The sequence below is a fragment of the Arthrobacter mangrovi genome (assembly GCF_026011795.1).
Lineage (GTDB): Bacteria > Actinomycetota > Actinomycetes > Actinomycetales > Micrococcaceae > Crystallibacter > Crystallibacter mangrovi.
The window spans coordinates 444202-456591 of sequence record NZ_BRVS01000001.1 but is presented as its reverse complement, the minus strand read 5'-3'; the positions used below and the strand labels follow the sequence as shown (position 1 = coordinate 456591).

At 66.9% G+C, this 12390-nt stretch carries 12 protein-coding genes; 9 read left to right on the top strand and 3 right to left on the bottom strand.

Annotated features, from left to right (window positions below; translation table 11 throughout):
* Nucleotides 1–48: 48 nt before the first annotated feature.
* Nucleotides 49–720, top strand: coding sequence for a M15 family metallopeptidase (locus tag AHIS1636_RS02030; RefSeq protein WP_264794132.1), 672 nt, complete (start codon nucleotides 49–51; stop codon nucleotides 718–720).
* Here the strand turns inward: AHIS1636_RS02030 and AHIS1636_RS02025 are convergent.
* The gene (locus AHIS1636_RS02025; protein ID WP_264794131.1) at nucleotides 711–1343 is read right to left on the bottom strand and encodes a TetR/AcrR family transcriptional regulator; all 633 of its coding nucleotides are present in this window, start codon (nucleotides 1341–1343) and stop codon (nucleotides 711–713) included. The two genes, AHIS1636_RS02030 and AHIS1636_RS02025, sit on opposite strands and share 10 nt — an antisense overlap.
* A gap of 292 nt (nucleotides 1344–1635) precedes the next feature.
* Here AHIS1636_RS02025 and AHIS1636_RS02020 point away from each other — a divergent pair, with 292 nt between their 5' ends.
* The 8 genes from AHIS1636_RS02020 (at nucleotide 1636) to AHIS1636_RS01985 (ending at nucleotide 9178) form a co-directional block, all read left to right on the top strand.
* Entirely contained in the window at nucleotides 1636–2562 is a 927-nt protein-coding gene (locus tag AHIS1636_RS02020; RefSeq protein WP_264794130.1) for a substrate-binding periplasmic protein, read from the top strand.
* Nucleotides 2563–2644: 82 nt separating this feature from the next.
* Nucleotides 2645–3379, top strand: a complete 735-nt coding sequence (locus AHIS1636_RS02015; RefSeq protein WP_264794129.1) for an amino acid ABC transporter permease — start codon at nucleotides 2645–2647, stop codon at nucleotides 3377–3379.
* The gene (locus AHIS1636_RS02010; protein ID WP_373875768.1) at nucleotides 3379–4158 is read left to right on the top strand and encodes an amino acid ABC transporter ATP-binding protein; all 780 of its coding nucleotides are present in this window, start codon (nucleotides 3379–3381) and stop codon (nucleotides 4156–4158) included. The genes AHIS1636_RS02015 and AHIS1636_RS02010 overlap by 1 nt, the downstream gene beginning before the upstream one ends.
* Before the next feature lie 9 nt (nucleotides 4159–4167).
* Nucleotides 4168–4770 carry a dimethylamine monooxygenase subunit DmmA family protein gene (locus AHIS1636_RS02005; protein ID WP_264794127.1) on the top strand — a complete coding sequence of 201 codons (603 nt, stop codon included), beginning with the start codon at nucleotides 4168–4170 and terminating at the stop codon, nucleotides 4768–4770.
* Nucleotides 4763–5695, top strand: coding sequence for a PDR/VanB family oxidoreductase (locus tag AHIS1636_RS02000; protein ID WP_264794126.1), 933 nt, complete (start codon nucleotides 4763–4765; stop codon nucleotides 5693–5695). The genes AHIS1636_RS02005 and AHIS1636_RS02000 overlap by 8 nt, the downstream gene beginning before the upstream one ends.
* Nucleotides 5692–6690: a heme-dependent oxidative N-demethylase family protein gene (locus AHIS1636_RS01995; protein ID WP_264794125.1), complete on the top strand. Its 999-nt coding sequence runs from the start codon at nucleotides 5692–5694 to the stop codon at nucleotides 6688–6690. Before AHIS1636_RS02000 ends, AHIS1636_RS01995 begins: the two co-directional genes overlap by 4 nt.
* An 84-nt stretch (nucleotides 6691–6774) precedes the next feature.
* Entirely contained in the window at nucleotides 6775–7956 is a 1182-nt protein-coding gene (solA, locus tag AHIS1636_RS01990) for an N-methyl-L-tryptophan oxidase (protein ID WP_264794124.1), read from the top strand.
* Nucleotides 7957–8518: 562 nt separating this feature from the next.
* Nucleotides 8519–9178: a Type 1 glutamine amidotransferase-like domain-containing protein gene (locus tag AHIS1636_RS01985; RefSeq protein ID WP_264794123.1), complete on the top strand. Its 660-nt coding sequence runs from the start codon at nucleotides 8519–8521 to the stop codon at nucleotides 9176–9178.
* Between the two features lie 141 nt (nucleotides 9179–9319).
* Here the strand turns inward: AHIS1636_RS01985 and AHIS1636_RS01980 are convergent, their stop codons facing one another.
* Both AHIS1636_RS01980 and AHIS1636_RS01975 read right to left on the bottom strand, forming a co-directional pair.
* Nucleotides 9320–10399, bottom strand: a complete 1080-nt coding sequence (locus AHIS1636_RS01980; RefSeq protein ID WP_264794122.1) for a PDDEXK family nuclease — start codon at nucleotides 10397–10399, stop codon at nucleotides 9320–9322.
* A gap of 239 nt (nucleotides 10400–10638) precedes the next feature.
* Nucleotides 10639–12252: an HNH endonuclease signature motif containing protein gene (locus AHIS1636_RS01975; protein ID WP_264794121.1), complete on the bottom strand. Its 1614-nt coding sequence runs from the start codon at nucleotides 12250–12252 to the stop codon at nucleotides 10639–10641.
* Nucleotides 12253–12390 lie beyond the last annotated feature (138 nt).

Sequence of the window (12390 nt, the reverse complement as noted above, 5' to 3'; positions counted from 1 at the left end):
GCTGCACATAGGGTGGCCGGACGCATTCTTAACATCTTGGGGGTCCTCGTGAGTGTCATCAACAGAATGTTCGCTGTGCTGCCGGCCATGTTCGTGTGCCTGGGCCTCGTAGCCCCAGCCGCCACTGCGGCGACCGTCAAGGGCTATGAGATCGATGCGCCCTCCAGCCTGCAGGTAGTAGTGAACAAGCACCGGAAGCTGAACCCGCAGAATTACGTCCCGTCCCGCCTGGCGAGGATCCAGGGCGAATCGCTGCGCGCTGAAGCCGCCGATGCTTACAAGAAGTTCGCCAGCGCTGCCAAGAAGGCGGGCGTCACCATCGTGCCCGTGAGCGGCTACCGCTCCTACAACCAGCAGGCCAGCCTCTACAACAACTACGTCCTGCAGTACGGCCAGGAAACGGCCGACACCCTTGCCGCGCGCCCGGGCCACAGCGAGCACCAGACCGGCCTGGCCATGGACATCGGCAACCCCGGCGGCACCTGCGCCCTCGATCCGTGCTTCGAGAACACGCCGGCCGGCAAGTGGGCGGCCGAGCATGCCGATGACTACGGCTTCATCATCCGCTACCCGAAGGGCGCCGAGGCTACCACCGGCTACACCTACGAGCCGTGGCACCTGCGGTACGTCGGCACCTCCCTGGTGGGGGACATGAACGACGGCGGCTTCCGCACCTTGGAGGATTTCTTCGGGTTGGGAGCGGCGCCGGACTACCTCTGAGCCGGTTCGGATACGCCCAGCAGCGCAGCCGCGACGGTCCGGAACCTGCCGGTGACCTCGGCTCCCACCGGGCCGGCCGTCTCGAGGAACCCTGCGGCCTGGCTCATGGTGTAGCCGTCGGTCAGCCGCAGGAGGATGTCGACGATGTCCTCGACTGGTGCGACCGGGTGGAATTCGCCGTCTTGGGTTCCTCGCCTGATGACCTGGGTGAACGGTGCGACCCACTGCTGCGAGACGGATTGGATCAGGCGCCGGTGGGCCGGGTTGTCCAGGCCGGAGGCGGCAAAGGTCAGCCACATCCGCGCGCGTTTCGGGTAATCGCCCCACTCCCGATACGTCGCCAGCATGCCGCACAGCTCCTCCCAGGCCGTTTTGGAACTTGCCGCCTGCGAGGAGCGAAGGATCGCGTTCACCGTGTCGGCGGCGATGCTGTAGAGCGCCTCGTCGACCAGGTTCTCCTTGGAACCGAAGTAGTGCTGCACCGTCCCGACGGAGACCTTGGCTTCGGCCGCCACGTCCTTGAGGCGCGCGCCCGCCAGCCCGGTGCGGGAGATGACCTCGATGGCGGCGTCGACGATGGCGGCCCTGTTCCCGGGCGGGCGTCCTGCGGCGTTTGCGGTCATGTCGCTGTCCTGTTTGGTGGTTGAGGTCGAAGGTCGAAGGTCCTGCCTTGGCATGGCGGGCGCACTGGGTCCTGCCAACTGTTTAGTACTGCCATATTAGTAAGCGCGCGGCTTGGGTGGTATGGCGGCGCACTTCGGTGGTGCCTCCCTGACGGAACCTGAAACAAAAGCCCCGAACATCGCCGGAAACCGCAACGGCTTAGTAATACGGCGGTAATAGGCGCTCACTAGGTTGGAACCAGTCAGTTGGGGGATCACAGACAAACCCCGCACTAGATCCAGGAGCCCGTGTATGAAAGCCAATTCGAGGAAAGCCTTTGCCGTCGCCGCCGCGCTCTCCGCGGGACTGCTCGCGGGATGTTCGGCGTCGTCCGGCGACACCGCAGAGGCCGCCGGGCCCAAGGTGGAACTGACCACCCTCACGCCGGGCACGATCAAGGTCGCCATGATGCCGTACCTTCCATACGTCGGGGAGGATGACGGCAAGCTTGAAGGGCTCGACGGCGAAATCCTCAACGCGGCCGCGGAGGAACTGGGCTACAAGATCGAGATCGAGCAGACCGACTTCTCGGGCATGCTCTCGGCGGTGCAGACCAACCGCGTCGACCTGGCCCTCGGCTCGATCTTCTGGACACCGGAACGCGAGGAGACCGGGCTCTTCACCGACCCGCCCTACTACTCGCCGGTGGCCCTGGCCGTCGGGGACGGGAAGACCTACGAAAAGGCGGAGGATCTCGAGGGGCTCCACATGGGCACGGTCACCGGCTACAGCTGGACCGCCAGCATCCAGGACACCCCTGGAGCCACGCTGCATACCTACCCCGACGCCAACGGAACCTTCAACGACCTGAAGGCGGACCGCATCGCCGTCGGAATGCTGGACCCGCTGGTCATCAGCTACACCGAACAGAAGAACCCGCAGCTGTCCTTCAACACCCAGTACATCGAGAGCCCGACGGCGGAGGAGATCAAGGAACACCCGGGCTGGCAGTACCTGACGCCGTCGATGACCGGCTTCTACGTTGCCAAGCAGTCCCAGGATCTCGCGGATGCCATCAGCGAGCAGATCGGCGAAATGTACGCCGACGGCTCCATGGAGGAACTCGTCACCAAGTGGGGCGGGGATCCGGAAGCGTACCTGAAGCCGAGCCCGGGCATGCTCGAACTGCGCCAGGCCGCCGACCGCGACGCCGACTGGGCCCTGCCGACCATCGACTGACGCCTTCCGAACGAACCTTCCAGCACTTCACCCCGGCGGCGGCGCACCTGCCGCCGCCGGGGACCAGCAGAAAGTGACGACTATGTTCAACGTTCCCTGGGCCGACTATGCCGACGACCTGGTCGACGGCATCATCGCGACCCTCCAGTACACGGTCCTCGGCTTCGTCGGTGCGTTCATCCTCGGCCTGGCCCTCGCCCTCATCCGGCTCAGCCGGTTCAAAGTCCTCCGGGGGCTGGCCGCCGCCTACACCGAGCTGTTCAAGAACATCCCGCTGCTGGCGGTCATCTTCCTCATCTACTTCGGGCTGGCCACCGTGGACATCACACTGGACGTGCTGTCCGCCGGCACGCTCAGCCTGGTCGCCTTCTACGGTGCCTACCTGTCCGAAATCTTCCGCTCGGCCATCTCCAGCGTGCCGACCGGGCAGACCGAGGTCTCGCTGGCCCTTGGCTTCGGCCGGGTCTCCACGCTCTTCTCGGTCATCCTGCCGCAGGCACTGCGCACCGCCCTGCCGGGAACCAACACGATGCTGGTGGACCTGCTGAAATCGACGTCGCTCCTTATCACCATCTCCGCGGCCGAACTGATGACCCAGGCGCAGCTGATCGCCTCCGAGACCTTCCGGGCGCTCGAGGTCTACCTCGTCATCGCCGTCCTCTACTTCGCGATGTGCTACCCGCTGTCCCAGTTCCTGCTCTGGCTCGAACGCCGCCTGGCCGCCGGCAAGCCGCTGGGCCCCGGCCGCCGCAAGCGCCTGCAGCACGCCGCGGCGCTCCTCGAGTCCTATTCGCCCGCGCAGAAAGTGAACGCATGATGACTCTCGACCAGCCCCTCACCTCAGCCCCCGCCAACACCGGGAAAACAGCGATCTCCGTCCGCGGCCTGGAGAAGTCCTACCACGGCCGCCCGGTGCTCAAGGGCATCGACCTCGACGTCCGCGCCGGCAGCATCGTCACGCTGATGGGCAAGAGCGGCGGCGGCAAGAGCACCCTCCTGCGCTGCCTCAACCTGCTCGAGGTGCCCGACACCGCGGACATGACGGTCCTCGGCGAGCAGGTCTTCTTCAGCAGCCGCCAGGTCCTGCACGATCTTCCCGCGCTGCGCCGGAAGATCGGCATGGTCTTCCAGAAGTTCCTGCTCTTCCCGCACCTGACCGCCTTCGAGAACATCACCTACCCGCAGACCAAGGTCGGCGGCCGGTCCCAGGCGGAGGCGGAGGAACGCGCCGTCCAGCTGCTCGACCGCGTAGGCCTGCGGCACCGCGGCCTGGCCTACCCGGACCAGATGTCCGGCGGCGAGCAGCAGCGCGTCGCCATCGCCCGCGCCCTGGCGATGAACCCGCAGGTGCTGCTCTTCGACGAGCCCACCTCCGCCCTGGACCCGGAGTCCACCAAGGACGTGCTCGCCGTCATGAAGGAGCTGGCGGAGACCGGCATGACCATGGTCGTGGTGACCCACGAAGTCGGCTTCGCCCGCGACGTCTCCGACTGGCTCGTGTTCATGGACCAGGGGCTGATCGCCGAACAGGGCGACGCGCGGCAGGTCCTGGAGTCGCCGAAGAACGAACGCACCCGCGCGTTCCTCGCGGCCTGAGGCGCTCCGATGCCCCGGACCATGGATGACGCACCGTACCCGCCGAAGACGTCCATGCCGGACTGGCCGGCGGAACCCGGCCGCCTCGACCCCGCGGCCGTCAGCTACACGCTGTTCTCGCTCGGGGAAGCCGACAAAGCCGTGCTGAGGCGATGGGCACGGACGCTGGAGGACGCAGCCGTGCCGCACGACGCCGTCGTTGTTGACACCCGGTACCTGGCGGCCTGGATCGAGGACCTGCCCCAGACAATGGTCACGCTGGCCGCCGGCCGGCGCGTCGGATGGCGGATCGCGGCCGCCGGGGAGGAATCTGCGGTGCTGGCCGTTGCCGCCGCGGCCCGCGAGGCCGGGCTGCTGGACGTGGAGCTGACGCTGTTCGTCACGGACTCGCGCCGCATCCGGGTGTACTGCCCGCACTGCAAGTCCCACACCCTCGCCGAGGCCCGGCCCGGCTCGGTGGTCCGCTGCTCCGGCTGCGCCCTCGACCTGGAAGTGCACCCGCACCTGTCCCTGCACACGGGCATGTACCTCGGCACGGACCGGGCCGCGCGCGAGCGGCGCCGGGTACGTCAGAGCCGCACTCCGGACCTGCAGGAGGCGCTCCATGGCTGATGTGTTCGTCGCGGAGAGCATCCGCGAGGTCTCCCCGGACGTCAAGGAGTTCACCTTCCGGCCCGCTGGCCCGGGCGCCGTGCTCCGTCCATACGCGCCCGGCTCGCACATCGTCGTCGAAATGTCCGGCAAGGCGAACGCCTATTCGCTCACCGGTGACGGAACGACGGCGGACGGTTACCGCATTTCCGTGCGTCGCCAGGGCGACGGCGGCGGTTCGGCCTGGCTGCACGACCGGCTGCGTCCCGGTGACAGCGTCCGGCTGTCCCCGCCGCGTTCGGCCTTCGCCCCGGTGGCGACGGCCAAGCACCACCTGTACGTCGCCGCCGGGATCGGGGTCACGCCGATCCTGTCCCACGTCCGCGCCGCGCTGCGCTGGAACCGCTCCTTCGAGGTGGTCTACGGCTACTCCGCAGCCGGAGCCCCGCACTTGGAGGACCTGCGGCGGCTGGCACCGGGCCGGCTGTTCGAGGCGGCGGGCCGCGGCCGGCTGGCCGACGTCCTTGCCGAGCGGCTGAGGCAGCAGCCGGTCGGGACGCACGCCTACGCCTGCGGGCCGGCCGGCGTGATGACGGCGTTCCAGGAGCTCGGCGGCAGCTTCGGCTGGCCCGAGGAACGGCTGCACGTCGAGCATTTCGCCGCACCGGAGCGGGAGCCCGGAGAGCCGTTCACCGTGCGGCTCGCTTCCGGCCGGGCGGTCGCGGTCCCCAGCGGTACCAGCGCCCTGGACGCGCTCGCCGAAGCCGGCGTCGCCGTGCCCGCGCTGTGCCGGCAGGGCGTCTGCGGCCAGTGCCGGGTGGACGTCTCGGCTGGCATTCCCGAGCACCGCGACCTGATCCTCACGTCCCGCGAACGCGAGGCCAACGACTGTTTCTACCCATGCGTCTCCCGGGCGCAGACCGACGAACTGGAGCTGGAGCTGTGATCAAGACCCCGATCGAGCGTTACCCCTGGCCGCTGGCCGATTCCGTCTTCCGCTACTCGGCGAATGTGGAACCGGCCCGCACCGTGCGGACCACCGCGGCGGGGGAGTGGGGCGGCAACATCCTCGACATCGACGAGCACTACGCCGAGACCGTCGCGCTGCGGCTGAGCATTTTCGACGCCGAGCCGGAGCGCTGCCGGATCCTGCCGCACATGGACGTGGCGGCCTGGGACACGCTGCTGTTCTGCCTCACCGAGCTCGCGGCGACCTACCCGGAGTCCATGCACCTGGACCGCAGCGGCGACACCTACCACTGGCGGAACGACCTGCTGGACATCACCGCGGACTTCGAGTTCGGCGTCGAAAGTTCCCTCCCGATGCCCCCTCTGCGCTTCGCCGCCACCCAGCTGCAGGAAGACATCGTCCTGCTGGACCAGCGCGAAGGCCGGCTGTTCGCCGACGGCGTCGCCCTCAGCTTCTCCGGCACGTGGTCGAACACGTTCGTGGTGGGCATGGGCTTCGGCGACATCCATGGGCCGGTCCCGCGCATCCACGAGAACGGCATGGTGTCCCGCACCGAACAGTTCCTCATGAACCTGGTGCCGGGCGAGAACTACCGCCGGACCAGCTGGGTGATCGCGGTCAGCCCCCGGCTGGACATGAGCCTGGAGCAGTTCCCGACCTGGGGTGCCGATACGCTGCGCCGCATCACCGAAGACGGCGCCTACGGGGAGACCCGGCTGCGCGTCGAGGTCCAGCACAGCGTCCGGCTGCCGACGTCCAATGCAGTGCTGTTCCTCGTGAAGACGCACCTGTGCCCGCTCGCCGACATCGTCACCGTCCCCGAATGGGCCTCCCAGCTGCACGCCGTGATGGAGGAGCTGCCGCCGGACCTCGTGGCCCACAAGGGCTTCGGGGAGTTCCGCGAGGAGATCCTCGACTGGCTGCGCGAACGGGTCGCGGAGCACACCATTGCCGCCGGCCGTCCGGCCTGACAGGCACACCGCTAAAGCAGCACGCTGTTGCTTCCGGCCCCTCGGCCCGACCGCGAGGCAAGACAACCAAGAGAAGAGGAAAGCATGGAACTGCAGGCAGACGTCGTCGTAGTGGGCCTCGGCGGCTGGGGCTCGAACGCCCTGTGGCGGCTGGCCAAGCGCGGAGTCTCGGTGATCGGCATCGAGGCGCGGTCTACGGCGCACGACCAAGGCTCGTCCCACGGCCTCACGAGGCTGTTCCGCGTGGCCTGCCGCGAGCATCCGCAGCTTGGCCCCGTCGGGCTGCGCGCCTTGGAACTGTGGGATGAGTTAGGCAGCGACACCCGCACCGTCCAGCTCACCACCACCAAGGCGCTCATGGTGGGAAGCTACGGCAGCGAAACCATTCAAGGTTCCCTCGCCGCCGCGGAGGCCGCCGGCATCAAGACGGAACTCCTCGCCCACAATGAGCTGCGCTCGAGGTTCCCGCAGTACGGCAACCTTGACCCGGACGACGTCGGTCTGCTCGATCCCTTCGGCGGTATCAACTACCCGGAGCGTGCCGTCGAAGCGGCGACCCGCCAGGCCGTCGAACTGGGCGCCCGCGTCCTCACCGGCACGCCGGTCCGTTCCATCAGCGACGACGGCGGCGGCGTCACCATCGAGACCGACGCCGACATCATCCGCGCCGAACACGTCGTCGTCTCCGCCGGCTGCTGGGCCCCCGGCCTGCTGCCGGAGCTGTCCGACGTGCTCCAGCCCCGCCGCATGCCGATGTTCTGGTTCCGCCCGGCCGCCGACACCGACAGCTTTGCGCTCCCGCAGTTCCCGGCCTTCATCCGCGACCTCCCCAGCGGCTCCGGCATCTGGGGCCACGGCTCCGGACCCGGCCACGCCATCAAGGTCGGCATGTGGGACGACGGCACCAACTTCGAGGACTGCGACCCCGACACCATCGACCGCACCGTCACCCGCGAGCGGGACTGGCAGCAGCTCTCCGGCCTCGTCGCCCACGCCTTCCCCGGTCTGGACCCCGAACCCATCGAGGCCAAGATGTGCATGGTCACGGACTCCCTCGACGGCCAGTTCCTCCTCGGCCGGCTGAACCCGGCCTCGAGGGTCATCGTTGCCAGCGGCGACACCGGACACGGCTTCAAGCATGCCCCCGCCATCGGCGAACTCGCCGCCCAGATAGCCCTAGGGGAGACACCCTTCGTCGACCTGGACTTCCTGGGCCCCGCGCGCTTCGCCGCCAACCGGCTTTTGGCCAAGCCCATCGGCCGGTAGGTACCTACACCAACAACGACGGCGGTGCGCCCGGGATGTTTCCGGGCGCACCATCGCTTGGGACTTGGCGCGTGGGGCTTTCCGGCCGCGGCACAGTAGCGAACGAAACAGTGAAGCCCGCGGCCAGCGCCGTTTATTGTTCGGTTTCGCCGACCGGTACGCATCGGAAAAGCTCGCTTTACTCGACGAAACGCAACCTGCAAAGCTGGGCTAGCAGCATCTAATTTCAACGCCGATGAAAGGCACTTCGCATGAGCGACTCAATGACGAGTACTCTGACCACCGCAGCAGGCCCCGGCAGTGCAGGCCCTGGCAGTGCAGTCCCCGACAGCGCCGGGCTTTTTTCGTCGGAGAACCTCGGTCCTTACGACGCACCTTGCTCCGAGCCGGATTGTGCATACTGCTTCGGACCGGAAACGGACTAAGCGCCTCCGAGCATCCGTTCGAGGATCCCTTACCCAGACAGCCAGCGGGATCGGCCAGCGCCGGGTATTTCTATCATGGAGGGGCAGACCAACGTGAGGTCTGCGTCCACGCGCACCTACTGACTCTGGAGGCACGTTTGAAGCTCTTGCTTACCTCAGGCGGCGTGACGAACCCGAGCATTCACGCGGCGCTCGTGCAGCTTCTCGACAAGCCGGTCGCCCAGTGCCGCGCCCTGGTCGTTCCTACAGCGCAGTGGGGTCACCCGATGTGCGGACCGGCATCGGTGCGGGGCCTCCTGGCCGCCGGGCACGACTTCCGTCATTTGTCCGGTTTGGGCTGGGCGTCGCTCGGTGTTCTCGAGCTCACCGCGCTGCCCACCATCGGCGCGGATCGGTGGGTCCCTTGGGTTCGGGAGGCTGATGTGCTCTTGGTCGACGGCGGCGACGCGACGTACCTGTCCCATTGGATGCGGGAATCCGGACTGGCCGAGCTACTGCCGTCACTTCCCGACACGGTGTGGGTGGGAGTGAGTGCCGGAAGCATGGTGATGACGCCCCGGATCGGCGAATACTTCGTCGAGTGGCCGTCCGCGACGGATGATCGGACTCTGGGGGTGGTGGATTTTTCGATCTTTCCGCACCTGGACGCTTTCCCGGGCAACACCCTGGCCCACGCCGAGCGGTGGGCTGCCGACATAGGCGTCCCTGCCTACGCCATCGACGAGCAGACAGCTATCAAGGTCACCGACGGCTCCGTTGAGGTCGTTTCCGAAGGGCATTGGAAGAAGCTTGGGTGATGCCCACCATTTGTGAATGGAAGGCGGCCGATGCCAGCAGCGCGGGTTGGCTGCCAGCCATTTGAAGACCTGGTAGGTCCAGGGCTTCCTGCAGGGCGAACTTTTCGTCCGAGAGCATCGGGAACCGCAGGCGTGACGGAACTACTGCGGACGCGCCATCAGTCCCTTGAGGGCGGCCACGAGCTTGTCGATCGTGCCCGGCGAGAGGACGCGCAGCGGCACGTTGGGTGCGCGGCTCCTGAAATCGGTCGTCCTGAGATTGTCCGCAACGGGCCTGAACTCGGGGATGTCCGCGAGGTTGTCCAGGAACGCCTGCACGATTCCGGCCGGAGGCCGCTCGTCCTCCGGCTTGGACGCCAGCCGGTTGAAGTTCAGCTCCACCGACGTGCCCATGCCGTTGTAGGCCAGCACCGACAACGTGCCGAGCTGTTTTCCGGAGCAGTCCGGGATCGGAAAGCCCGCGGAGGGCTTGGCGGCCAGTGAGCCGGTGAGCATCAGTCCGGCCAGCTCCGCCGCCGACACCAGCACGTCGAACCCGGCGATTGCCTGCGAGTCGTTCTCCTGGATCCACGAGCGGTAGGTCGGCAGGTCCCAGACAACCCTGGCCGCACTCGACCTGTTGGCCTTGGCCTCGGCCGACTCCTGCCCGTAGATCTCCGGCACCAGGAGCTCCACCTCCCCGTGGAACATCCGCGTGTACGCGACGGCGATCACCGACGTTTCCGGTCCGCTCATGGCGTTCAAGTACTCCACCATGCGCCTTAGCGGCCTGTTGATCTGGTCGGCGGCCAGGACCAGCCGGAACCGCCCGTCGGACAGGTTCCGGGCGATCGCCTCGCGCAGTACGTCGGCCTTCTCGTCGTCCAGGGCCGCGAGCAGGTCCGAACCCCGGTGGCGCCACTTCGCCAGGAAGTCATTGACGTCCATCTTCCAGAAACAGGACGCGAAGTCGAAGAGCTGCCCGACGATTTCGCGCCGGATCTGCGGGTTCGCGGCGAGCTTGCACTCGACCAGGGTGAGCTCGCCGTTCTCGTCCACAATGACGAGGTCTATCGGTCCCGGCTCCGTCAGGAATTCGCGGCAGGACGCGGCCGCCGGCCCGACCCCGGGCACCAGCGCGGGATGGGCGGCAAGCAGTGCCTGCATCTCGCTTTCCAATGCATATCCGGCGACCTTAGGAGCAGCCCAGCCGTTTCCCTGCCTGAGCAAAATCTCAGTCATGCTCCCGTTCCCTTCCACGGTCGCATCACTATAGTCCTCGGGCGGCAAAAGGCACTACGGGCCAAGGAACTGCATTCCGTACCGGGATTGGGCTATTACGACGGCGGCCGCTTGCTTTCGCGGGAATGTCGTGAGGGCGTATGTATGGTTTGCTGCCAGACGTGACGTGCACAAGGCTTTTGGGCTATATCGGCACCCCACCAGGAGGGCCCGGGCGGAACGAGCGCTGCCGTGGCGCTTTACCAAGGAGGCGCATCCGGCTGCAGCGGCCCGTCGCCGAAGGGTCGCCTCCAGCCCTCGGCCGGTTCGGTCGATGGCTGGCTGGATGAGCCCGAGGCAGTCGCCAACAGGAGACGTCCGTCCATGGTCAGGCTCCGCTCGTCTTCTTGCGGAGCCGCGGCATCGAGTCGTTCGCCGCGTTTCAGGGCAGGCAGATGCCGGAAGCGGTTGCGTCGTGGCACCTGGGACGGGTCGATGTAGGCCGGGGGGATGAACCACGGTATCCCGTCGACGGATTCGATCGTCCAGTCTTGCGCGTGAACCAGGTGGTGATGGAACGAGCAGAGCAGCACTCCGTTTGCGACCGATGTCCGGCCCTTGTGCTTTTTCCAGAAGCGGATGTGATGGGCTTCGGTCCAGTGCGCGGGCATGGTGCAGCCGGGGAAGGCGCAGCCTTTGTCGCGTGCAACGAGTGCGCGGCGCTGGGCGGGTGTGAAGAGGCGCTGGGCGCGTCCGACGTCGAGGACTTCGCCCTTTCCGCCGAGGACGACGGGGATGAGGTCGGCGTCGCAGGCCATTTTGCGCACGGTGCGGGGTGTGATGAGTCCGCCGAACACGGCCTGCCCCGAGGTCCCGGCTTCGGCGCCGATCTGCTTCACCAAATCCTGGAAGTCGATCGTGACCATGACCTGCGGTCGGTGGCCGCCGCTGGCGGGGAGTCCGTCCGTGGACAGGGCGATCTGGCAGGAGCCGACCAGGCCTTGCAGCAACTGTTGGGGGCGGGTAGGCATCGGCCAGTCGGGGGCCGGGCGGTCATCCACGTCCAAGCCGGCGTCCTGCGCGGCCGAGGAATCGCCTTCGGCCGCGAACGTCTTGCGCAGGCGCGGGTTCGTGTGCGTGTTCATGGCGGTGATCAGGTGTTCGTACTGTTCGTCGGTCGCAACGACTTCTAACCTGTTGAGGCCCCAGCGCTTCGGTTTGACGAACACACCCTGCTGGGCGGCCAATTGTTCGGTGCTCGGCTCCCGGCCGTCGGAGTCGATGGCGGCTTCCCAGTTCCTGGTGATGACGCGCAGTGTGTCCAGATCGGACTCGGCGGCCTGCCGGGTCAGTTGCTGCTCCATCGCAGCGAAGTCCTCAGGGGAAGCGACGGGACGGACCCGTTCCAGCGTGTCGTGGATGAGCGTTGCGGCCTTGCCATCGATTTCGGACTCAGCCAATCCGGCTGCCAGGTGTTCGTACTTCGGCGGCGCTTCGCCGCCGCTGATGAGCGTTTGCGGCATCGTGCCAGCGCCTAGGCGAATCCTGCGGTTGGCTTCGCTCCGGCTGATGCGCAGCCGGGAACGGAGGTAATCCGAAGTGTCGCGGAACTCGGACTTCGACTCCGGGTTATTCGGGTCGCGGCCGAGCAACGCCGCTAGATTCTGTTGGTCGACGGCATGCGCGCCAGTTATCTGCAGTTGTTCGACAGTCCTTGAGAGATCCTCCAAGAGCGCCACGCACTCGGCCAGTTCTTGGGGATCTTGTAAGGCCGCGTCTTGGCGAAAGGCAAAGGCGAATTCCCGCAACGCGCAGCGCACGGAAGCGAGGAAGCCGGGGGCTTCCTGCTGCGCTTCGAAAGTCGCGATTGCCATGAATTAACGCTATCGAAGACATATTCGGGATGCACCCGAAAAAGGGCTGTGTGTAGGACAAGAAAGATGCTTTCAAAGGTGCATTGAATCAGCCGGCACAGTAAGGCCGACAGCGGCAAAGCCCCGCGATCGGGCGGC

Excerpts from the sequence above, each read along its gene's own strand:
- AHIS1636_RS02025 (WP_264794131.1), bottom strand. The coding sequence starts at position 1,343 with ATGACCGCAAACGCCGCAGGACGCCCGCCCGGGAACAGGGCCGCCATC.
- AHIS1636_RS02020 (WP_264794130.1), top strand. The coding sequence starts at position 1,636 with ATGAAAGCCAATTCGAGGAAAGCCTTTGCCGTCGCCGCCGCGCTCTCC.
- AHIS1636_RS02015 (WP_264794129.1), top strand. The coding sequence starts at position 2,645 with ATGTTCAACGTTCCCTGGGCCGACTATGCCGACGACCTGGTCGACGGC.
- AHIS1636_RS02010 (WP_373875768.1), top strand. The coding sequence starts at position 3,379 with ATGACTCTCGACCAGCCCCTCACCTCAGCCCCCGCCAACACCGGGAAA.
- AHIS1636_RS02005 (WP_264794127.1), top strand. The coding sequence starts at position 4,168 with ATGCCCCGGACCATGGATGACGCACCGTACCCGCCGAAGACGTCCATG.
- AHIS1636_RS02000 (WP_264794126.1), top strand. The coding sequence starts at position 4,763 with ATGGCTGATGTGTTCGTCGCGGAGAGCATCCGCGAGGTCTCCCCGGAC.
- solA (WP_264794124.1), top strand. The coding sequence starts at position 6,775 with ATGGAACTGCAGGCAGACGTCGTCGTAGTGGGCCTCGGCGGCTGGGGC.
- AHIS1636_RS01980 (WP_264794122.1), bottom strand. The coding sequence starts at position 10,399 with ATGACTGAGATTTTGCTCAGGCAGGGAAACGGCTGGGCTGCTCCTAAG.
- AHIS1636_RS01975 (WP_264794121.1), bottom strand. The coding sequence starts at position 12,252 with ATGGCAATCGCGACTTTCGAAGCGCAGCAGGAAGCCCCCGGCTTCCTC.